The organism is uncultured Imperialibacter sp. (assembly GCF_963974565.1).
Taxonomy (GTDB): domain Bacteria; phylum Bacteroidota; class Bacteroidia; order Cytophagales; family Cyclobacteriaceae; genus Imperialibacter; species Imperialibacter roseus.
Genome location: NZ_CAXBCJ010000009.1, coordinates 85219 through 106762, shown reverse-complemented (window position 1 = coordinate 106762; position 21544 = coordinate 85219). Strand labels below are relative to the sequence as shown.

23 protein-coding genes are annotated in these 21544 nt (G+C 47.2%); 9 read left to right on the top strand and 14 right to left on the bottom strand.

Annotated elements, in window-relative coordinates:
- Window positions 1–27: 27 nt before the first annotated feature.
- The 3 genes from AAC052_RS14380 to AAC052_RS14370 all read left to right on the top strand — a co-directional run bounded on the left by AAC052_RS14380 (window position 28) and on the right by AAC052_RS14370 (window position 2576).
- Complete coding sequence (locus tag AAC052_RS14380; RefSeq protein ID WP_339814067.1) at window positions 28–1713, top strand: M14 family metallopeptidase; 1686 nt, start codon at window positions 28–30, stop codon at window positions 1711–1713.
- A gap of 156 nt (window positions 1714–1869) precedes the next feature.
- Window positions 1870–2190 carry a nucleotidyltransferase domain-containing protein gene (locus tag AAC052_RS14375; RefSeq protein ID WP_339814065.1) on the top strand — a complete coding sequence of 107 codons (321 nt, stop codon included), beginning with the start codon at window positions 1870–1872 and terminating at the stop codon, window positions 2188–2190.
- A 35-nt stretch (window positions 2191–2225) separates the two neighbouring features.
- Complete coding sequence (locus tag AAC052_RS14370; protein WP_339814063.1) at window positions 2226–2576, top strand: HEPN domain-containing protein; 351 nt, start codon at window positions 2226–2228, stop codon at window positions 2574–2576.
- Between the two features lie 34 nt (window positions 2577–2610).
- On the opposite strand, the gene AAC052_RS14365 is transcribed toward AAC052_RS14370, so the two are convergent.
- Together AAC052_RS14365 and AAC052_RS14360 are read right to left on the bottom strand one after the other, a co-directional pair.
- Window positions 2611–3879, bottom strand: a complete 1269-nt coding sequence (locus AAC052_RS14365; RefSeq protein ID WP_339814061.1) for a dihydrolipoamide acetyltransferase family protein — start codon at window positions 3877–3879, stop codon at window positions 2611–2613.
- A 226-nt stretch (window positions 3880–4105) separates the two neighbouring features.
- Window positions 4106–5368, bottom strand: a complete 1263-nt coding sequence (locus tag AAC052_RS14360) for a competence/damage-inducible protein A (protein ID WP_317487185.1) — start codon at window positions 5366–5368, stop codon at window positions 4106–4108.
- A 158-nt stretch (window positions 5369–5526) separates the two neighbouring features.
- Between AAC052_RS14360 and AAC052_RS14355 the strand changes: the two genes are divergently transcribed.
- Window positions 5527–6246 carry a DUF4197 domain-containing protein gene (locus AAC052_RS14355; RefSeq protein WP_339814059.1) on the top strand — a complete coding sequence of 240 codons (720 nt, stop codon included), beginning with the start codon at window positions 5527–5529 and terminating at the stop codon, window positions 6244–6246.
- Between the two features lie 42 nt (window positions 6247–6288).
- On the opposite strand, the gene AAC052_RS14350 is transcribed toward AAC052_RS14355, so the two are convergent.
- The 3 genes from AAC052_RS14350 to AAC052_RS14340 all read right to left on the bottom strand — a co-directional run bounded on the left by AAC052_RS14350 (window position 6289) and on the right by AAC052_RS14340 (window position 7942).
- The gene (locus AAC052_RS14350) at window positions 6289–6684 is read right to left on the bottom strand and encodes a type II toxin-antitoxin system VapC family toxin (protein ID WP_339814057.1); all 396 of its coding nucleotides are present in this window, start codon (window positions 6682–6684) and stop codon (window positions 6289–6291) included.
- Window positions 6675–6878 carry a hypothetical protein gene (locus AAC052_RS14345; RefSeq protein WP_317487182.1) on the bottom strand — a complete coding sequence of 68 codons (204 nt, stop codon included), beginning with the start codon at window positions 6876–6878 and terminating at the stop codon, window positions 6675–6677. Before AAC052_RS14345 ends, AAC052_RS14350 begins: the two co-directional genes overlap by 10 nt.
- 68 nt (window positions 6879–6946) lie before the next feature.
- Window positions 6947–7942, bottom strand: a complete 996-nt coding sequence (locus tag AAC052_RS14340; RefSeq protein ID WP_317487181.1) for a phosphatase PAP2 family protein — start codon at window positions 7940–7942, stop codon at window positions 6947–6949.
- A gap of 151 nt (window positions 7943–8093) precedes the next feature.
- Here AAC052_RS14340 and AAC052_RS14335 point away from each other — a divergent pair, with 151 nt between their 5' ends.
- Complete coding sequence (locus tag AAC052_RS14335; RefSeq protein ID WP_317487180.1) at window positions 8094–8495, top strand: Hsp20/alpha crystallin family protein; 402 nt, start codon at window positions 8094–8096, stop codon at window positions 8493–8495.
- A 149-nt stretch (window positions 8496–8644) separates the two neighbouring features.
- Window positions 8645–10045 (top strand): sodium:solute symporter family protein, encoded by a 1401-nt coding sequence (locus tag AAC052_RS14330; protein ID WP_317487179.1) that lies wholly within the window; start codon window positions 8645–8647, stop codon window positions 10043–10045.
- Window positions 10046–10079: 34 nt separating this feature from the next.
- Here AAC052_RS14330 and AAC052_RS14325 read toward each other — a convergent pair whose 3' ends face one another.
- The 5 genes from AAC052_RS14325 to AAC052_RS14305 are packed head-to-tail and all read right to left on the bottom strand — an operon-like array spanning window position 10080 to window position 11536.
- Complete coding sequence (locus AAC052_RS14325; RefSeq protein ID WP_339814055.1) at window positions 10080–10301, bottom strand: hypothetical protein; 222 nt, start codon at window positions 10299–10301, stop codon at window positions 10080–10082.
- A gap of 22 nt (window positions 10302–10323) precedes the next feature.
- Window positions 10324–10599, bottom strand: coding sequence for a hypothetical protein (locus AAC052_RS14320; RefSeq protein WP_339814053.1), 276 nt, complete (start codon window positions 10597–10599; stop codon window positions 10324–10326).
- Between the two features lie 25 nt (window positions 10600–10624).
- Window positions 10625–10897: a hypothetical protein gene (locus AAC052_RS14315; protein WP_339814051.1), complete on the bottom strand. Its 273-nt coding sequence runs from the start codon at window positions 10895–10897 to the stop codon at window positions 10625–10627.
- A gap of 12 nt (window positions 10898–10909) precedes the next feature.
- Window positions 10910–11176: a hypothetical protein gene (locus AAC052_RS14310; protein WP_339814050.1), complete on the bottom strand. Its 267-nt coding sequence runs from the start codon at window positions 11174–11176 to the stop codon at window positions 10910–10912.
- A 12-nt stretch (window positions 11177–11188) separates the two neighbouring features.
- Window positions 11189–11536, bottom strand: a complete 348-nt coding sequence (locus tag AAC052_RS14305; protein WP_339814048.1) for a hypothetical protein — start codon at window positions 11534–11536, stop codon at window positions 11189–11191.
- A gap of 335 nt (window positions 11537–11871) precedes the next feature.
- On the opposite strand from AAC052_RS14305, the gene guaA reads away from it, so the two are divergent.
- Genes guaA through hemL form a run of 3 tightly spaced genes read left to right on the top strand, consistent with a single transcriptional unit; the run spans window position 11872 to window position 16542 of the window.
- Window positions 11872–13401 carry a glutamine-hydrolyzing GMP synthase gene (guaA, locus tag AAC052_RS14300; protein ID WP_317487174.1) on the top strand — a complete coding sequence of 510 codons (1530 nt, stop codon included), beginning with the start codon at window positions 11872–11874 and terminating at the stop codon, window positions 13399–13401.
- Window positions 13392–15239 carry a hypothetical protein gene (locus AAC052_RS14295; protein ID WP_339814046.1) on the top strand — a complete coding sequence of 616 codons (1848 nt, stop codon included), beginning with the start codon at window positions 13392–13394 and terminating at the stop codon, window positions 15237–15239. The genes guaA and AAC052_RS14295 overlap by 10 nt, the downstream gene beginning before the upstream one ends.
- A 4-nt stretch (window positions 15240–15243) precedes the next feature.
- Window positions 15244–16542 carry a glutamate-1-semialdehyde 2,1-aminomutase gene (hemL, locus tag AAC052_RS14290; protein WP_317487172.1) on the top strand — a complete coding sequence of 433 codons (1299 nt, stop codon included), beginning with the start codon at window positions 15244–15246 and terminating at the stop codon, window positions 16540–16542.
- 45 nt (window positions 16543–16587) lie between these two features.
- Here the strand turns inward: hemL and AAC052_RS14285 are convergent, their stop codons facing one another.
- The 4 genes from AAC052_RS14285 to AAC052_RS14270 form a co-directional block, all read right to left on the bottom strand.
- Window positions 16588–18165, bottom strand: a complete 1578-nt coding sequence (locus AAC052_RS14285; protein ID WP_339814044.1) for a serine hydrolase domain-containing protein — start codon at window positions 18163–18165, stop codon at window positions 16588–16590.
- A 45-nt stretch (window positions 18166–18210) separates the two neighbouring features.
- A complete protein-coding gene (locus tag AAC052_RS14280; RefSeq protein ID WP_339814042.1) occupies window positions 18211–19332 on the bottom strand; it encodes a DUF3667 domain-containing protein in 1122 nt (373 codons plus the stop codon).
- Between the two features lie 84 nt (window positions 19333–19416).
- Window positions 19417–20160 carry a 3-deoxy-manno-octulosonate cytidylyltransferase gene (kdsB, locus tag AAC052_RS14275; protein WP_317487169.1) on the bottom strand — a complete coding sequence of 248 codons (744 nt, stop codon included), beginning with the start codon at window positions 20158–20160 and terminating at the stop codon, window positions 19417–19419.
- Between the two features lie 29 nt (window positions 20161–20189).
- Window positions 20190–21542 carry an NfeD family protein gene (locus AAC052_RS14270; protein ID WP_339814041.1) on the bottom strand — a complete coding sequence of 451 codons (1353 nt, stop codon included), beginning with the start codon at window positions 21540–21542 and terminating at the stop codon, window positions 20190–20192.
- Between the last annotated feature and the right edge of the window lie 2 nt (window positions 21543–21544).

Sequence of the window (21544 nt, the reverse complement as noted above, 5' to 3'; positions counted from 1 at the left end):
CTTATTGCATCAATCAAACCGAAAGTCATGCTTAAAAAGTTGCTCTTCATTACCGTTCTTGTCACCGCTGCCCAATTCACCCAGGCGCAGAAGGAAGACCCTAAAAACCCCAATTGGGCGAAGTATCACACCACTGCTGATGCTTACTACTTGCTCCAGGAGTGGGCCAAAGCCTATCCTAACCTAACCAAGCTGTACTCGATAGGGGAGACACTGAAAGGCACTCAGCTGATGGTGCTGGAAATCACCAACAAAAGCACTGGCGCCGCAGAGGACAAGCCAGCCTATTACTACGACGGCAATATCCATGCTGGAGAGTTAACGGGTGCCGAAGTAGCGCTGCACTATACCTGGCTGCTGCTCAGCAGCTACGGCAAGGATCCACGCATTACCAACCTCATCGATACTCGTACTATCTACATCCGCCCCAAGTTCAATCCGGACGGCGCTGACATTGCCCTGACTACTCCCCAGGCGCTGCGCAGCACACCCAGACCCTACGACCAGGACGGCGACGGCCTGCTCGACGAAGACCCGGGCAACGACCTGAACAGCGACAACCTCATCACCGACATGCGGGTGAAGAACCCCACTGGCAAGTGGAAAATCAGTACCGAAGATCCCCGCATCATGGTGGAAAGAGAACCCAACGACCTAAGTGGCGATTTTTACGACATGTACGACGAGGGAATTGATGATGACAAAGACGGACTGTACAACGAAGACGGCATAGGTGGCATTGATATGAACCGCAACTTCCCCCGCAACTGGGGGCTGGAGTCGGAGCAAAAAGGAGCCGGGCCTTATCCGCTTTCGGAGCCTGAAACCAGGGCGACCATTGAGTTTTTGAGCACGCACCGCAACATTACCGGCATTTTCCATGGGCACACGGCCGCTGGGTTTCTCTACCGATTGCCTTCCACTACCAATTGGGACAACTTTAATATGGAAGATCAGCGCCTCATCCTTGAGCTGTCGGACAAGTATGCCACCACTACCAGCCAGAAGGTGGTGCCCAGCTATAGCAACCCACGCCTTCATCGCCACGGCACCCTGATCAGCTGGGGCTATTGGGACTACGGCGTCGTAGGCTTTGTGCCGGAGTTCTGGGGAGCCTTCCAGGCTGATGCCAACAAAGATGGCCGTGTGTCTGATTTGGAGAGGATGAAATGGAATGACGCCGAACTGGGCGGCAAGGGCTTTGTGAACTGGCAGGCTTACGATCACCCGCAGCTGGGCAAGGTGGAAATTGGTGGATGGGATTATAAGTTTACCCGCCAGAATCCACCAACTAAATTTCTGAAGGGCGAAATAGAAAAGTATGTGGAGTGGATGCTGTGGCTGGCAGAAACCAGCCCGAAGATTGCCGTTTCGCAACCGAAAGTAGAAGTGCTGGAAAAAGGTAAGCTGGTGAAAGTGAGCCTCACTGTAGAAAACGACGGCTATTTGCCCACCAATATCACGGAAAGAGCCATAGAGCTGGAGATAGCCAAGCCGGTGAGGGCGATTGTTGAGCTAAGTGGCGCCGAGTTGGTCAGCGGTAAAATGAGGACCGATCTTGGAAACCTCGCCGGGCGCCGAGATGGTGAAAACGCTGACCGTACCAAAACGGTGGAGTATGTATTCAAAGTAACCGGTAGTGCCGCCAAAACGACCATCACCATCGATTCTGAAAAAGGAGGGAAAGTGAAGAGGGAGGTAGGGTTGAGGTAGTCGTTGTAGCTCATTCAATTCAATTATAAGGCTCAGGTATTGCCGTACTTGAGCTATATGACGGGTCTTGCTGAGCCTTAAATCCTGTGCAGCCTTCTATGATACTTTGCAATCGACCCTCGACGATTAATAAAAATTATGTAGTATTTTTACTTGATGAGCGAGAAAGATCAATTCTTAGAAAAGGTTATCCGGGTTATTAATACAAATGCCCCGGATGCTGAGGTCTACCTTTATGGCTCCAGAGCCAGAGGCGATGCCAGGGACTTGTCTGATTGGGATTTATTGATCTTGCTTAACCGTCCAAGTGTTCCCTTTGATTTTGAAACCAGTTTCATGGACGCATTCTACGACATTGAGCTTGAAACAGGTGAAGTCATCACTCCTTTGATATACTCCAAAAAGGATTGGAATGAAAATCACTCCTTTACACCACTTTTTGAAAACATTGAGAAGGAGGGAGTTCAGATAAAATGAAAGGCACAAAGGAAGACTTAATAAAATATAGGCTTTTGCGTGCCAGAGACACTTATGAAGATGCTCAAATACTGGCTGAGAGAAATAAATGGAATTCCACAATCAACAGGCTCTACTATGCGGCTTATTATGCAGTCATGGCTTTGCTGCTAAAGTCTGACCTGAAGCCAACGACTCACAACGGAGCCAAATCCAATTTTTCAGAATATTTCATTCTTCCAAAAAAGGTATCAAAGGAGTACGGTAAGATGTACTCGCAACTCTTTACCTGGAGGCAAAAAGGTGATTACGATGATATGTTTGACTTCAACGAAGAAAAAGTAATGCCGTATTTTGCGCCGGTACTAGAATTGATCAATCTGATTGAAGAGATGGCTCAGGAATAGCAGCCGGTTCCTCGCCCTTTTCGTAGACCTCAGCCTAAATACTCCTGCTCACATCAAACTGCTCCAAATAGTCCGCTACCTTCCTCACAAACATGCCTCCTAGTGCGCCGTCCACCACCCGGTGGTCGTAGCTGTGGCTGAGGAACATCATGTGGCGGATGCCGATAAAGTCGCCCTGCGGGGTTTCTATTACCGCTGGCTTTTTCTTCACTGCACCCACGGCCATAATAGCCACCTGAGGCTGCATGATAATAGGCGTGCCCATGATATTGCCAAAACCACCCACATTGGAGATGGTGTACGTGCCTCCTGAAAGCTCGTCGGCCTTCAGGTTGTTGGTGCGGGCACGTTCGGCCAGGTCGTTCACTGCATGGGTAATGCCCAGCAGGCTCAGCTTGTCTGCATTTTTGATCACGGGCACAATCAGGTTGCCTGAAGGCAATGCCACGGCCATACCAATGTGCACAGCCTGGTGCCTGACAATCTTTGTGCCATCCACCGAGATATTGATCATGGGGAAGTCCTTGATGGCCTTCACAATCGCTTCAATGAAAATGGGGGTATAGGTAAGGGCCGCTCTTTCCTTTTCCTGAAAGGAACGCTTCCATTTGTTTCTCCAGTTCACCACGTTGGTTACGTCAGCTTCCACAAACGAAGTAACGTGGGCGCTGATTTGCCTGCTGGCCAGCATACGCTCAGCAATCATTTTGCGCATGCGATCCATTTCGATGATCTCATCATCGCCGCTATAGGTAATTTTTACAGGTTCGGCTACTTTAGGCGCAGCGCCTTTTCCTCTGGTTTGAATGTAAGCGAGGATATCATTTTTGGTTACACGGCCTTCTTTGCCTGTGCCCGGAATGCCCTCCAGTTCTGATATGCTGATTTTTTCCTCTTTGGCAATACTCATCACGAGGGGAGAGTAGAACCTGTCGGAGCTTGGCTTCACCACAGGGGCGTGGCTCACTGCTGCTACGGCTGTTTCGACCATTTCGGTAGCAAGAGCCACAGCGTCCTTGCCATTTCCTGAGATGTCAGTAGCGTGTCCGTTTTCGCTGCTTCCTTCAATTTCTATAATCGCAATGGCTTTGCCCACCTGCACTACTTCACCTTCTTTGGCCAAAATCTCTTTCAACACCCCAGCATGGGTGGCGGGCACCTCCGTATCCACTTTATCAGTAGCCACTTCCAGCACCGACTCATCCTGTTCAATGGTCTCTCCTGGCTTTTTCAACCATGAAAGGATCGTGCCTTCCATTATACTTTCACCCATTTTGGGCATCACCATTTCAACTACTGCCATGTCACTAAGTATTTCGTATCCTTTTGGGTAATAGGTTATTTGTATTGTTGTTTATTGCTTTTCAAAATATTCTTCTAATTCATCGTCTCTTTGTAGACTAAAACCTAAGAATCGTTTGTTTGCAAAATAGCGCTTACGGCCTCTAAGTTAACATTTTAATGGGAATGATGTATAATTTTTCCTTGCTGTGTCGCAAGCTTTACCAAACCGGGCAGAGAGAGAACACTTATTTAGCAACCTCCTCCATTTCCATCAGCGATGTCCTTAAAAGATTCAGTGTGTGCAACGCACTGGCGTGGATATTGATTTGCCTGTCGGTGGTCAGTTGTAGCTTTCGTGTAAAAGTTTGCCCCTCAAAAGCGCAGGCAATCCACACGGTACCGACAGGTTTTTCAGGCGTACCACCGTCTGGGCCCGCAACACCCGATGTAGCCAGCCCAATATCCGTTTTCAGCCTTTTTCTCACGCCCTCCGCCATTTGTCGCACAGTTTCTTCGCTCACAGCGCCCACCGTGTCGAGGGTTTCCTGCTTTACGCCCAGCTCATCGGTTTTGATACGATTGTCGTAGGAGATAATGCTGCCTACATAATAGGCGGAACTGCCTGGTACGCTCGTGATTTCGTGAGCGAGGTAGCCGCCCGTGCAGCTTTCGGCGGTAGACACTGTCAGCTTGCGCTCCAGCAGCAGCTTGCCGATGGCTGATTCAATGGTTTCCTGATCGTAGCCGTATACAAACTTTTGAATATCGGGCAGCACCCGGTCTATTTCAGCTTGCACTTCTTTCGCCAGCGTCTCCAGGTTGGGGCCGGCACCCGTCAGCCGTAGCTTCACCTCTCCGGGGCTGGGAAGATAGGCCAGCCTGATGTGCGGAGGCAGCGATGTTTCCCACCATTCAATTTTGTCCGACAACCATGACTCACCAATACCGATAGTACGGATCATTTTGTGGTAGATAACCGGCAGGGTATATTTTTCTCTTAGCCTGGGGATGACCTGTTCGCTGATCAACACTTTCATTTCGTAAGGCACACCTGGGAGCGACACAAAGGTTTTGTCGCCTTTTTCGAACCACATGCCCGGAGCGGTGCCCATGCGGTTGGTGAGTTTGGTGCTCCCTTTGGGCAACCACGCCTGCTGGCGGTTGGTGTCAGTCATTTGAAAGCCACGCTTCTCAAAAAGGGCGGTGATCTCTGCGAGGGCTTCTTCATGCAAGGCCAGTTCCATACCAAAGTACCTGGCCAATAAAGGTTTAGTCAAGTCGTCCTTGGTCGGACCCAGGCCGCCTGTGATGATGATGATATCTGCCCTTTTTTCTGCCTCAGCAAAGGCGGCCATCATTTCGTTTTCTACGTCACCTACCGTGGTTTTGCGGATTACCTTTATGCCCCGTTCTGATAGTTGCTGACCTATCCAGGTGGAGTTGGTATCATTGATTTGTCCGTAAAGGATTTCATCTCCAATAGTGAGTATTTCTGCGGTGATATGCATGGATGAGATGTTGTTTGTTATTCTGGCGAAAGTTAATAGATCGCTGTGTTATCAAACTGGGTTCGGCTACTTTAAATTCCTGCCAAATTTGTAACATCGTTTTTTAGCTATAAACATATAAAGTGGTTTTATTTGAAAAAGTTTAAAACAGCAACGTAATGAGATTTTTATCTGCAACAATATTGGCCTTTGGCATACTGGCAATTTCAGCCTGCTCAGTTCAGCAAATACAGAAAACAGTTGACGGCTACCTGAAAGACGCCAAGCCAACCACCGAGGAGGTGGTATCGGGATTGAAGGAGGCGCTGGAAAAAGGGATTACCAACGGAGCCAAAAAAGCCTCTGCTGTCGATGGCTACTACAAAAACCCTCAGATCAAGATTCCTTTTCCTCCTGACGTGCAAAAAGTGGAGACAAAGCTCCGTCAGCTTGGCATGGACAAGCAGGTGGATCAGTTCATAGAAACGCTGAATAGAGGAGCTGAAGAGGCTGCAAAAGAAGCTGTACCGATCTTTGTCAGTGCTATTAAGCAAATGACAATCAATGATGCGTGGAATATCCTGAAAGGAGACAAGGACGCCGCCACTCAATACTTGCAGAAGACAACGACCAGCCAACTTGAGGACAAATTTAAGCCTGTCATTCAAAAGGCGTTGGACAAGGTGAATGCAACTAAATACTACGGCGACCTGGTAAATACTTACAACAAGATTCCATTTGTGGACAAGGTCAACCCTGACCTGAACGACTACGCAACTACATTGGCTATTGACGGTCTGTTCAAACTGGTGGCCCAGGAAGAAGCCAATATCCGCAGCAACCCCGGCGCCCGAACTACCGAACTGTTAAAGAAGGTGTTCAAGGAGCAGGATAATTGATTGCGGGGATAAAGTTGAAAACCAGTTAAATCTGAGAAATTACTACTGAATTTCGTAAGGGTTTGCCAATTTCAAAGCTTGTATATATTTGAAGTCATTGATATTTCTCGTCAAAAGAGTCAAGTCAAATTCGACGGCAGTGGCGGCAATGATCGCATCGGGTAGTTTTACCTTATGAGCTTTGCGGATTTCAGCAGTTTTCATTTTAACAGCGCTTTCAAGCTCAAATACCCATGCATCCTCAATGAAGTTTTTTACTACTTCCAGGTCTTTTTCTGTTGGCGCATTCCAGCACAAGAGTTCAATCTCAGTAATACTTGAAATTGATGGTTGAGAATTGGCTAAAATAGCGTCTATGAATTTTTCTGCAGATGGAGAAAACTGTTGCTGTAGATAGTAGATGACCACATTGGTATCCCAAAGGTATTCTATTCCCATTCGTCACGCAGATCATCAAGCTGCTTGTCAATATCATGCAATGGCTGCTTGGTCATGGCTCCTTTGTACTTAGCCCAATTAGTCGTTTTATCAACTAGTTTTTCTTTTCGAACTCTGATGAGCTTAAGCAGTTCTAAATCTTTTAATAAGCTAATAGCCTTTTCGTTAATAATGTCTATCGTGATGGTTCTCATGGTTCATTTATTAAAAGAAAAAAGACTCCTGCACTTCTTACAAGTCAAAAATAATGAAAAATAGTCAATTACCCTGTCTGGCTTTTATACCATCCCAGTTTCTTAGCAATAGCCGTGCTGCCCCAAATCAACAAAAACATCTCCAAAGCCCTTTTCATCAACAGCACAGTGTTATTGCCTTTCAACCCGACAGCCCTGATCAGTTGATCAAGGAGAATACTGCTCCCCACCAATACCACAATGGCCAACACCACTCTTAAAACCCGGATCGGCCACTTACCTTCATCCGAGGGGAATCCCTGCAAGCCAATGAGGAGGAAAGCAATATTGAGCCCCAGGAATTGAGCAGCTATGCTGTTGCCCAGGAAAATGAAAACGATGGGAAGTATAACACAAGAAGAAATGAAAATGAGAGTAGGCATATTCATTTGCAGTCGCAGCCTGCTGAGGGAGAGATAGGCCGAAAGTTTATTCTTTTTGATCAGAAAAAACCACGCCAGCCAAACGGTGATGCCACCGAGAACGAGCCCACCCAGCACATCGGCCAGGAAGTGCCTGCCGAGGTACATGCGTGAAAATGGCATCAGCGCAATGATAATGATGGCCGCCACCCTCACCCAGGTTCGGTTAAACAGCAACGCAATACCTCCCCAGTAAGCCACCGAGCCACTCACATGACCTGATGGAAACCCATGAGAATCGAGCTTGTTCTCTCTGTAGTATTCAATGGCTTCCGGTGCAGGCAAGCTAAAAAAGGATTGCCCGCCTTTTCTGACGAAGGGAGAAACGGCATTGAACTCATTGACAAGGTGCTTGAGCGATGAATCAACATTTTCCGGGCGGGGCAGGGCAAAAAAGTCTTTCAGAAGAGCTCCGGCAAACCCTGTCCAGATAAGCATGTGTGTAGCAAGGAAGGCCTTCTTCATATGGATGCCAAAAATGAGCACAATGGCCACGGCAATGAAGGCGGAGTTGTACCCGAGCCTGGTGGTAGCGTCCATAAGCCAGTAAATGGCCGGGCTGTCAAAACTCTGGAGGAAATGGTTTGGCTCGGTTTGAAACATCAGCTGTTTTTTGCCGAAACTACGGGATTACTCTGTCAGACAAAAAGACAATTTGACCGATTCTATGAATTTTTATTCAGAAAACATGACATAAATACCTGAAAAATGCGTTGGTACATTGATTGATTGGTGATGTGGGAATTTAGGATATATGAAAATGAAGTTATCTGACTCTTTGGTAAAAAACATGGTTGTGACGGCCGATTTGCTGAATACAATCAATGGCGGTATGAGTCTTCCTTCCACAAAAATGCGGAAGCTGGAAGATTGCTACGAATTGGATGTGGTTGCTCCGGGACTCTCGGTGGAAAACCTCAAAATTGAAATTCACAACAGGCACTTGAGTGTGTTCCATTACCTGAACTATAAGGCACCCAACCACACGAATGAACAGGAGGGAGCACCAAATATTGTACATTTGATGCCGATCCCATTCGACGTGGAGCTGGATAGCATCACTGCCCTGTATGAAGGAAAGCACTTGAAAGTTATCATGCCTTTTAATGAACTGGCTGAGGGATATTTCAGGAGCATAGATATAGATACTGTGTAAAAGAGAATAACTATTAAGCATAGTTTTGATTAGTCCTTTTTGAAGACCCTGCGAGCGTTTGCCCGTGGGGTCTTGTGTTTTAACGGTATTGTATTCCATTTTTCTACTCCTATTTTTGCTGCTCGTCTTTTACATTTCAGCGGAGGCTAATGCTTGGAGTTTTTGTAGTGATTTATCTGGTATTGACTGTGGCTATTGGTATAGCCGCTTCCAGGTACATCAAAACATCCACGGACTTCATGCTGGCAGGCCGCAAGCTGCCCATGTTTCTCTCTGCCTCAGCGCTGTTTGCTCTCTGGTTTGGCTCTGAGACTATTTTTGGAGCATCCTCCGAATTTGTGAAGCATGGCGTGCTGGGTGTGATCGAAGACCCGTTCGGAGGTGTGCTTTGCCTCGTTTTATTTGCGCTCATCTTTGCCAAGCCGTTGTACAGGTTAAACCTGCTGACGCTCGGTGACCTGTACCGCAACCACTATGGAAAAAGCGTGGAGTTGATCGCCAGCTTTTGCATGCTGCTGACCTTTTTTGGTTATATAGCTGCTCAGCTGGTGGCACTAGGCATACTCATCCAGATCATCTCCGGCCTGCCCACCATTTACGGCATCCTGATCAGTGCTAGTGTGGTGACGATTTATACACTGATGGGAGGGATGTGGGCCATTACTATTACTGATTTCTTGCAAAGTATCATCATTGTCGTCGGTTTGGTGATTGTGGCGGTTACTATTGTCAATAAAGCTGGCGGAATGGCACCAGTATTGGACGGTGCGCCGGAGGGGTTCTTTTCGTTTGTACCTACCGACGGAGACCCGATGACCTGGATTCATTACCTGGCGGCCTGGCTCACGCTGGGCCTCGGTTCGCTCGCTTCTCAGGATATTTTTCAACGGGCCAACTCTGCCGAAAGTGAGAAAACGGCCGTTCGGTCTACATTGCTGGGAGCTGGCATGTACGGCCTGATTGCTATTCTCCCGCTGTTCATTGGCCTGGCAGGTAAGGTGCTTTATCCGGAATTGATCGATGGAGACACCCAACAGGTGCTGCCCTCCATGGTAATGGCACACACCAACTTATGGGTACAGGTGATGTTTTTCGGGGCGTTGCTGTCGGCGATCTTCAGCACATGTAGTGGAGCCGTGCTGGCACCTGCCAGTATTTTGTCGGAGAATATCATTCGTCCGTTGGTGGATCAAAACATGTCCGACAAGCGCTTTTTAGTTATTTTAAGGGTTTCTGTGGTTGGTATGGCAGCTTTGGCTGCCTGGTTGGCTGCTTTCCGAACCAATATTTACGAACTGGTGTCGGAGTCGTCTATTTTGGGCTTAGTTACACTGTTTGTGCCAATGGTAACAGCACTTTTTTGGAAAAAGTCGTCCCAGGGCGGGGCGATATTGTCGATGGTGGTTGGGCTAATCAGCTGGTTTCTGAGCGAACATGTATTTCACTTCGAATTTCCGGCTATGTTTATTGGGTTTGGTGCCAGTGCGGCGGCAATGGTCGTGGGAACCGGTCTTTTTCCCAGGAAACCTCCTATCTCAGCCAATCGGTAAGTATCTTACCTTTTTTCAAGCAAACACTTACTACTTACTCCTCACCATTTAACTCCTCACTATTCCCTTCCCTGCACTCCAACAGCTCCACCGTCAATTGTTCATTCACTTCCTTTTCCTGCAGCATCATTTCCTGGTATTTGTTGGCCATTAGCGAGTTAAGCTCAGCTTTGGAAGCCTGCATTTTGGCATAGATGCCCAGGAGAATCAGGGCCGCCGATAAGATGACAATAATGATCAGTGGGAAGTTTTTCATGAGAAAGTACTTTGACGGCAAGTTACTTCTTTTTGCTTTCGCATGCTTCCAGCATCTTTCTTAGTTGCTCTGCCGTTTCTGCTGCAAGTGCATTTTGTCGTAGGGCTTCTTCTGCGTTTTCTTTGGCCATTCTTCTTTGCATTTCAGCTTCTTGTTGTGCCGCTACAGCGATTTGTGCTTGTTGCTCAGCGATAGTAGCTTGTTTGGTTGCCTCTGATGCCAGGATGAAGGCGTAGAGAAGCATAAAAACGATACAAAGGCTTTGAACGCCTATTAGAATTTTTGCCCAGAGTTTCATGGTTTTAGTGGTTTGGTTCGTTGTACTATTTACTGTTTTCGCAGGCTTCAATCGCTCGTCTGCTTTGCTCGACTTGCAACTGTGCCTCAGCTGCACTCTGTTGAGCTGCTGATTGAGCACTCATGGCTATTTCAGTTTGCTTCTCAGCCTCCAACTCAGCCCGTACCAGCAGGGCTTCTTGCTCCCTCAATAGGTTCAGGAACGTGGATGCTTCATTCGCTTTGATGTAAGAGTAAGTAGCAAAAAAGAGAATGATGAGCGTTTGAATGCCGACGGTGATTTTTGCCCAAAATTTCATTGCGTTAATCGTTTAGTTGTGATGTTTCCACTTGCTGTTTTCACAAGCTTCAAGCGCCTGCCTGGCAAGGTCAGCTTGTCTTTGAGCTACTGCAGCGTTCTTCAGGGCCAATTCTGCTTGTAGCTCAGCCTCTTGCTGCGCCTGAACGAGCAAAGTTTCCTGCCCGATCAGCAGGGCTGTAGTGCGTTCTGCTTCTTTTGCTTTAATACTGGAAAAGATGTAGAAAAATACAATAATGACGGTTTGTACACCGATTAAAATTTTCACCCAGAGTTTCATAATGGTTTAGTTCTAGTTTTTCTTTTGACAGGCCTCAAGCTGCTTTTTGTAATCGTTGGCCAAAGCTGCTTGCCTAACAGCCTCAGCATTTGCCTGAACCGCTCTTTCCGCCTGGATGAGCGCTTCTTCCTGAGATTGATCGGTAATTGCTCTCTGCTTTTCGGCTATTAGTGTTTGTTGCTCAGCCTCACGTCTCCTCGCCTCCACAATAGCCAAAGCTTTTTGAATTTCTGCCTTCAATGAGTCGTTTACCACCATGAGCTTCTTTACTTCATCCTTACAGGAATATACTTTTGGCGAAGCATAAGAGGCAAGCACCATGAACAGGCCACCTCCAATAAAAAATAGAATATTTTTCATGCTTAAATATAGAATTTTAATTTGAAAATGGCCCTTTCTAGGCAATTAGACTCCCTTATTGAAAATGGCCAATGCACCTAAGTGAATATTGGCTCGAACGGATAGCACTACCACTTTTCAGCTCGCCACTCTCTTTTGATATTGCAGCAGCCGCTTACTTCGATCCTCGGTCTTCAAACTGCTTTCCCGATTCCTGAACGCTGCCACTTCTCACTTTGATACGCTTTACTCATCACTCTCAAACTTTCGCACCTCTCAATCTGCCACTTCCATTTTCCTCCCGACTTTCCCATCCAAAAACTAGTTTAAACTAACCCCCCGTATTATTTTTGCGGATGGCTGAAATGATTCTGATCCTCGACTTCGGATCTCAATACACGCAACTCATCGCTCGCCGGGTTCGGGAGCTCAATGTTTACTGCGAAATACACCCCTACAACCACCTTCCTGAGTGGAGCGACGACATAAAAGGCGTCATTCTTTCTGGTAGCCCCTGCTCGGTAAGAGATGAGGGATCGCCTGACATAGATATTGACTTTTATTCTTCCAAGGTGCCATTGTTAGGCGTTTGCTATGGTGCGCAGCTCATGGCAAAAAAGAGTGGAGGCAATGTTCTTCCCTCAGAAATCAGAGAATATGGCAGGGCCAGGCTTAGCAAGGTAGATTCGCACCACGACCTGCTGAAAGAAATTACGCTTAACTCGCAAGTGTGGATGTCGCATGCCGACACCATAGCAAGCATACCTGACAAGTATGAGGTTATAGCCAGCACCCCGTCGGTAAATGTGGCGGCATTCAAGTTGAAGAATGAGCCAGTTTACGGTATTCAGTTTCACCCCGAAGTAACGCATACCACCGAGGGCAAAACGTTGCTTCGCAATTTTGTTGTGCACATCTGCGGTTGCAGTCAGGACTGGACACCAGACATCTTCGTGGAAACCACAGTGGCTGAATTGAAAGCCAAACTGGGCAATGATAAGGTGGTCATGGGACTTTCCGGCGGTGTGGACTCTTCAGTGGCTGCCATGCTGATCCACAAAGCTATTGGTAAGAACCTGCATTGTATCTTTGTTGATAACGGGCTCCTTCGTAAGAACGAATTCGCTAGCGTACTTGAGTCTTACAAGCACATGGGCCTGAATGTGAAGGGTGTAGACGCTTCACAACGTTTTTATGCAGCGCTTAAAGGATTGACAGAGCCTGAGCAAAAGCGGAAAGCGATTGGCCGGGCGTTTATTGAGGTATTTGACGAAGAGGCGCACAAAATTCAGGACGTGAAGTGGCTTGGTCAGGGCACCATATATCCAGATGTGATCGAGTCCGTTTCGGTAAAAGGGCCTTCTGCCACCATCAAGTCGCACCACAACGTGGGTGGTTTGCCCGACAAAATGAAAATGAAGGTGGTGGAGCCGCTCAATACCTTGTTCAAAGATGAGGTGAGGAATGTAGGACGCACGCTGGAGATTGATCCTAATATTTTAGGTCGGCATCCTTTTCCCGGCCCTGGTTTAGGAATCAGGATTTTGAGTGAGATCACCGCTGAGAAAGTCAGGGTGCTACAGGAAGTGGATCATATTTTCGTTCAGGGCCTTAAAGACCATGGCCTGTATGATCAGGTGTGGCAGGCAGGCGCTATGCTTACGCCGATTCAGGCAGTAGGTGTGATGGGCGACGAAAGAACGTATGAAAATGTAGTAGCTTTAAGGGCAGTAACTAGTGTCGACGGCATGACTGCCGATTTTTGCCACCTGCCTTATGAATTCCTGGGAGAAATATCGAGTGAAATTATCAATAAAGTAAAGGGGGTCAACAGAGTGGTGTACGACATCAGCTCTAAGCCACCTGCAACCATTGAATGGGAATAATCAACATGCGATATCCAGCTATTTTTAGACAGTTTCTAATAGTCTTTCTTTTGTCTTTCTGTGCGCTTTATACGAATGCACAAGATCTCAAGACCAATTTTACTTTTGGTAAGGAACTCTTTCGGGAGGGACGCTATGAGTTGGCCATGCAATCATTCAGGAAGGTGATGCTGCCTGCGCCTGACAATCCATATGCTGCCTACGCTTCATTTTACAATGCATTGTCGGCTTACAAGCTTGGGCAATCAGAGAACAGCCGCAACTTGTTTCTGGAGCTGACGCAACGATTCCCGGCCTGGGAAAAGTTGGACGAGGCTTACTATTGGCTGGCCACAGGATACTTTGAGCAGAATCAGCCTGCCGCTGCCCTTGATTATTTGAAAAGGGTGAAAAGCCCGGCCATGTCCGGCGAAATTAAGCTTCTCAAAACAAAATACATCTCCAAAATTGATAGCCTCAATCAACTAAAGGTATTGTACAATACCTACAGTCAGGATACTTTGGTAGCTACCTGGTTAGCAAGAAATATTATGAGTGATCCGGGCAATACGCTTGACCAGGCCCTGGTGAGGGAGATAGTAGAGAAGTTTGATCTGCCCGTGGAATCATTTGGTCTGGTTGATCTAAGCAAGTCTGTTAAAAAGAGCGAGTATCATGTGGCAGTAATGCTGCCTTTTATGTTCTCCTCATTGGATGAAAGCAAAGCTAACCCACGGGCCGACTTTGTTACCGAACTCTATACAGGCATTCTCCTGGCAACAGAAAAGCTCAATAGCGAGAAGAAAAAAGTGATTGTTCACGCCTACGATACCAGAAGGAACGGTACCGTTACATCCAAACTACTCCAAAAAGAGGAGCTGAAAAGAATGGATTTGATTATTGGGCCGCTTTACCCCGAACCCAGTAAGCTGGTGTCAGATTTTTCCTTTGCCAATAAGATCAATATGATCAACCCGGTGTCGGCCAATCCGGACGTGATGGCAGGCAATCCGTTTTCGTTTCTACTTCGACCAACCTACCTGACCCAGTCTTTAAAGGCAGCAGAATATGCGATAGAGAAATTTCAGGCTAATAAGAACGCACTTGTTTTTTATGAATACAAGCCCAACGACAACAGAGACTCACTTGCAGCAGTGCTTTATGCCCAGCAGTTGAGAGATAATGAGTTCAATGTGTTGAAAGTAAAGCCTTTGAGGTCGAGTGAAGCCCACTATCTTATCGACACACTGAGTTTCAAGAAGGAAGTTGAGATAAAGACCCAGGAAAAATTGGATACCATGCTGTTGTATCCTGAGAAATACATTGTGAAGTCAAAGCAGAAGACCTATGGCAAGGATTCTCTGGTTTATCATGAGGAGGTGTGGGGTATCAAACGAGACAGTATCGGCCACATTATGATTGCTTCGTCTAATCCTCTTTTCGCCACCAATACGATCAGCGCAGTAGAAATTCGTCCTGATAAAATCCCTGTGATTGGCAGGGAAGACTGGTTGGATATTCCCCAGGTAAATTATGACCAGGTGGAAAGGATCAATGCGGTATTTATATCACCTGTATTCATAGACAAGAGCCGGGCAACCTACCAGTCGTTTAGCGGAAACTATATGAGAAAATACAAAGCACCGCCATCGGTATATGCTTCGTTAGGTTACGAAATGACTATGGTTTTTGGAGGCTTGATGCATGCCAATGGCAACTATTTTCAGGCAGGCCTGCCAGAGGGTAAGATAGTGGAAGGGGTATTTACATCTGGTTTCGAATATGGATTCCACAACGATAATCAAGTGGTGACTTTTCTGAAGTTAGAGAATAACCAATTAGTGAAGGAAGTTAAGTAGCAGTATGAGGTTGAACAGATCTAGCAGTGCAGCGCTCTTTGACAGGGCACAAAAGGTAATTCCAGGTGGCGTAAATTCTCCGGTAAGGGCATTTAAAGCAGTAGGGGGCAACCCACTATTTATCAAGTCAGCCAAGGGAGCCTATCTTTATGATGAAGATGGCAACAAGTACATAGAAATGATCAACTCATGGGGGCCAATGATTTTAGGCCACGCCAATGAGATGATTGAAGAGGCTGTAAGAAATGCCATCGGTAAATCATTTTCATTTGGAGCGCCTACGAAAGCTGAGGTGGAAATTGCGGAGCTGATTTCACATATGGTGCCTTCCATTGAGAAGGTGCGAATGGTTAACTCGGGTACTGAAGCTACCATGTCGGCAGTAAGGGTGGCTCGTGGATTCACAGGGAGAGACAAAATCATCAAGTTTGAAGGTTGCTACCATGGCCATGGCGATTCGTTTTTGATTGCCGCAGGAAGTGGTGCAGTAACCATGGGAACGCCCGATAGCCCGGGCGTAACTGAAGGAACTGCCAAAGACACGTTAACGGCACCTTTCAATGACCTGGCGGCTGTGGAAACGCTGGTTGCGAAGAATAAAGGGACTATTGCGGCCATTATTTTAGAGCCCGTAGTTGGTAATATGGGCTGCGTACTGCCTGCGCAGGGGTTTCTGGAAGGGCTGCGTAAGCTTTGCGATCAGGAAGGCATTCTTTTGATATTCGACGAAGTGATGACCGGTTTCCGCCTGGCAAAGGGCGGGGCACAGGAAATATTCGGCATCACTCCCGATCTCACCACTATGGGTAAAATCATCGGTGGTGGCATGCCTGTTGGTGCCTATGGGGGTCGTGCTGAAATCATGAACTATGTGAGCCCGGCCGGACCGGTTTACCAGGCGGGCACTTTGTCGGGCAATCCTATTGCCATGGCAGCCGGCAAGGCGATGCTTACCTACCTGAACGAGCACCCCGAGACCTACACTTACCTGAACAAGATTACGCAGCGAATTGTAGACGGCTTTAGACACAACCTGGAGTCACTCGGCTTGCTGCATACCATCAATCACGTTGGTAGCATGTTCAGTCTGTTTTTTACCAATTCTGACGTGGTAAACTTCGACTCCGCCAAGACCAGTAATACCACTATGTTTGGCAAGTATTTTCAAAAAATGCTTGAAAAGGGTATCTACCTCGCACCTTCACAGTATGAAACACTGTTTATCTCTACTGCCATCACTGAAGAACTAGCTGACAAGATTATTGCCGCCAACAAAGAGGCCTTGAAAGAAATCCATTCGTGAGAGATTTGGTGCCCACAGCGCAGCTGGTGGCACCAAATCCCTATTTCATTCCTTCAGTCGAACATCCAGCTGCTGTACTTTTGGTGTCTTTTCAGGAGACATAGTGAAGAAAACTTCTGCACTCCCGTTTTCGCCTGTGAGGGTAAAAACACCCCTGAGCTGGTTGATGGCTTTCATTTCCCCCACTTTAGTGACATTACCTATAGGAGCCAGGGCCTGATTGTATTCTTTGATACGTCTGTCTCTGGAAAAATCCAGGAAGAAATTTTCCGCAAAAAGCGCTTCTTCAACACCTGCTTCGTTGGTCTGTAGCCAACTGGCCACTTTTGTCTGAGCGGCCAGGAGAATATCAGAAGCTGGCAATATCCTGGGCTGGAGGCCGGCTTTTTTGAATATCAGGTTGGCGACCTCATTGTTGATGGCGCCAGCGCCTGCATAAGTGCGGTTGGCGAAGGAAATGATGCCCAGGTCATATTCAGGATAAAAACGATAGTCACTGCCAAAACCAGGCAGCCCACCGCTGTGCCGGATGTACACCACGGCGTTACAATCTTTTCGGGCACTCAATCCATAGCCATAACCGCTGATCATCGGACAGGTATTTCCATCAGCATCCCTGGCGTTAGCCATCAGGCTTGGTTCTTTGGGTTTGTGCATGCTTCTGAGAGAGCTGCGCTTTACGGGGCCATACTCGTCATCGTTTTTTGGTGGATAGGCGGAAAGGTGATAGGCCACGTATTTGCTGAAGTCGTCCAGAGAGGTGATGAGCCCGCCCATGCAGCCAAAGGCACCGTCGTGCAACAGAGGCTCCGGCTTCCATTGTTCATCTTCCCAGCGGTAGCCCAACGCCAGCAGGTCTTCAGGAAGCCCCTCAAACTCCCAGTAGGTATTGTTCATACCGAGTGGCTTAAAAATGTTCTCATTAATGAATTCTTGGTAAGGTTGGCCTGATACATTGCTGATGATCTGCCCCAGAATTGCAAAGCCGGTGTTGCTGTACTCATAGCCAAAGGAGGGGATATTGGAGAAACTCAGGCCTTCTGCCACTAGGGCTTGCAATTCTTCTGGGGTGTCTTCCAGCTGTCTGTCTCCCCAGGGGTTGTCCTCGGGAAAGCCCGCTGTCATTGTGAGCAGGTTTTCGATGGTGATGGGTGTGGCGTCTTTGGTGAGGTATACCAGATTTTTCATTTCTGGCATATAGTCAGCGGCTTCATCATCAAGTTCGAGTTTGCCCATTTCCACCAGCTTCATAATAGCCATGGCAGTAAAACTTTTGCTCATAGAGGCTATTTTGAAAAGAGACTTGGTTGAGACTGGTACTTTGTTGCCGGTATTGACGATACCATAGGAACTCGACCAAACTAATTTCCCTTCCATGACAATGCCATACACCATGCCTGGGTAGTGATTGTCTTTGGCGGTCTGCTGAAGCAAAGCTTCGATTTCCGGCCCCAGTGCAACTACTCTTTGCACCCTATTGGTTTCTGTAAATACCGCAGGCTTAAAGGAACGGTCGAACCTGCTGATTTCAGCGGAGTGTTGAGCTTCCGTTTCTGCTGGTGGCGAAGTGGGTTGACAACTAGCCAGCAGAATGATGAATGCCAGAGGAAAGAAGGATTTCATAAAGGTTTGGTTTAGGTAAGACACAATTTAACAGCGAGCTTCGACTTAGAATAGCAAAAAGGAAACAGTCATCTCTACCATTACTCCCATAAACAAAGACCAAAAATAGATCCAGCCAAGGAGCCAGAACTTGGTAAGTGTTTTGAACCAACCCTGCTCATATACCCTGAGGAAGGACAGGTAAGAATAGACGGTTACTGTCAGAAAACTAACAGTAGTGATCCAGTCCTCCAAAACGTCGGTATTGTCGTACATAGCGACGGCAAACATACCGATGCCATAAATGATGTAGGCAAAGCTATGAAGGTGGATGGCATGCATAAGATGATTAACATAGAGGATGTTGCGACGGATATAAAGCACTTTGAGTATTAAAGCAAAAATGGGCAGCATGATAAACATGAGGATCGGTAGATTTTTTGCAACAAACTCTAACAGGGTTTGTTTATCCGCTCTATTTATCCTGATTATTTGCCTGACAACGAAGCGTTCAGAAGTGCTATTGTTCTCCAATTTCAGGCTATCGAAGAGCATGTCATCAGTCAACTTCCTGTCGTCTTTTAACCGGTTGTACACTTCCCAATTCTCGGAGCTTATTCCGAAAAAATTGTCTTCCTCATCCGAAAGATTGATTTTAATGGGGTCAAGGGATTTTTTTCGCAGTGCCAGCTCAGTGCTGTCTTTAGTTAGTTCCTTAGCTCTTTCTAATTCGCCCATTTCAGCTCTTATGCTGTCCATTATATGCAGGCTGTCGCTGCCATTGAGAAGGTTAGGGCCAAACGAAAACTTCGTATCAGGTCTTGCTACTTCCTGCTCGACAAGGCTTTTTTCTATATCTCTCGTGATTTTTTTGCCCACCAAATTGAGAACGAAGAAGAAGAAAAGGCTGATGACCAGATAGAGCCGGACAGGATTAGCATAGGAGGCTCTTTTTCCTTCGTTGAACTTCTGGGTAAGCCACCCGGGTTTGAAGAAAAAAGGCACTAGTGAGTTGGTGAACCGGCTATCGAAGGAGAAGGCATTGTTAAAAAAATCGTAGAGAAGCTGACCAAAAGAGATATTGATATTGGTGTTTTCTTGTCCGCAGGACGGGCAGTAATTGTAAATCTCACTATTGAGCGGATAGCCGCAGTTCAAACAGGCGTTTTGCTTACGTCTCCGTCGCATGCTGGGTCGGTTGGTCGGTAACTAAATTAGGTACTGGGTGTTGAAACTGCAACCACGAGGGTTCCCATCCTTGACTTGATTTGGTTAAACATTATAATGTTTCAAAGCTTTCTCCACATCCTCTGGGGCGTCTATTCCCAGCGTTTCAAGTTCGGTTTCCACCACCTTTATTTTGTAGCCGTTTTCCAGCCAGCGCAACTGCTCCAGCGACTCCGCTTTTTCGAGAGGGGAGGGCTGCAGGTGAGTGATGGCCGCAAGGGCATCGACACGGTAGGCATAAATACCAATGTGTTTGTAAAAAGTGAATTGCGACAACCGGTCTTGGTTACTAACCCCCCGCAAGTGCGGAATGCACGATCTGCTGAAAAGCAGTGCCTCCATTTTTCTGTTAAACACCACCTTAACAATATTTGGAGAATCGAGCACGGCTGGATCGGTTATTCTTTTGATGAGCGTTCCTAGCTGCACTTTTCCATTCAGAATACCTGCCAATGTATCAATCTGTTGCGGATTGATAAAGGGCTCGTCCCCTTGTATATTGATCACATACTCAAAGTCACCTTCAGTTAGTTGCAACGCTTCCAGGCACCTTTCAGTGCCGTTGGTATGATTAGTCGAGGTCATAACCACCTCAAGGCCCAGGTTTTGCAGGTGGAGCAAAATTCTTTCATCGTCCGTTGCCACTACCACCCGACTCAGGAGCTTCGCTTTGCAGGCTTGCTCATACACCCTTTGGATCATTGACTTGCCAGCCAGGTCAATCAAAGGTTTGCCTGGAAACCGGGTGGAAGCATAACGGGCTGGGATTACACCAAGGATGTTAGGCATAGAGCAGGTTTTTGGAGTTATCGGCAAAACTATTCAACCTCTTTAACTTTCAGTGAAGTTCCCTCGTCAGATATTACCACAATTCTGGCGCCCTTGTCGATGTAGTTGCCCCGGGTAAAAGCGTCGAATACATCGCCGTCGATCAGTACCTTGCCGCTGGGTCTTAATATGGTGTGGGCCTCTCCGGTCTTGCCTACCATCGGCTCTTTCATAAAGCTGGAGGTGTAGCCTGCACTTCTGTCCATGCTGGTTCCCAGGGCCACTCTGTTGAATACTTTCGACTGACTGAGCCGGGCTCCACCAAAGAACATGAGGACAATACTCCCCATGATGCCAATAATGGCTGTGACGGAAGCAATAAGGAGGCTGTCTAATTCAACGAAAGAGAAATCAAGGTTGTCGTTGTTGACCATTACCAAAATAAGGGCACCCAGGGTGAAGATAATACCAGCCACACCTGCTACCCCGAAGCCGGGGATGACGAAGATTTCGGCGGCTATCAGCAGCACGCCTATGAAAAACATAATAATTTCCCAGTTTTCCGCCAGGCCATTGAGGTAATAGGGCACAAAATAGAGCGTAGCCGCAATAATGGCTGCTACAATAGGAAAGCCTACACCTGGTGTTTGTAGCTCGAAATAGATTCCACCGATAATGATCAGTATGAGGATGCCTGAAATAAAGGGGTTGAGAAACAGGGCAATGATCTTATCAGTAGCATCCAGCTTGAAATCGATGAGCTCGTAATCGGTTACTCTCGAGCGTTCCATTATTTCATCAATGCTGCTGACCTGGGCTTCGCAGTAGCCATTTTTAATGGCCTCGCTGGTTGAAAATGTAAGCACCTTGCCTGCCTGCGTGATGCTATCAAACTCCAGCGTTTCATCTACCATGGCCTCAGCTATCCGTGGGTCACGGCCGTTGGCTTCAGCGGTAGACCGCATGATAGAGCGCATATAGCTTTGGTACTTATCAGGGGCGGCGGCACCATCCGAAGTCACAACCGTTGCCGCACCAATGCTTGCAGCTTTGGCCATATAGATACTGTCGCAGGCAATAGAAATCAATGCACCGGCAGAAGCCGCATCTTTGTTGATGTAAACGTAAACGGGCCTCTCGAAATCAAGCACCCTTGTCCTGATCTCATCAGCATCGGTAAGTGCACCTCCGTAGGTGTCCATTTCAATCACCACATAGTCAACTGAGTCTTCAGTGGCCTGGTTGAGCGCAAGCTCCATCAGCCGGTTGGTGCGTGGATCAATTTCTGCCGCCAATAGCACTCTTAATACCTTGGTTTGCTTTTGCTGGGCAAGCCCCAAAAAAGGCAAAGCCATCAGGAGGATAAGTACGCTTTTTTTGTTCATCAATTTCAATAGGTTCATAT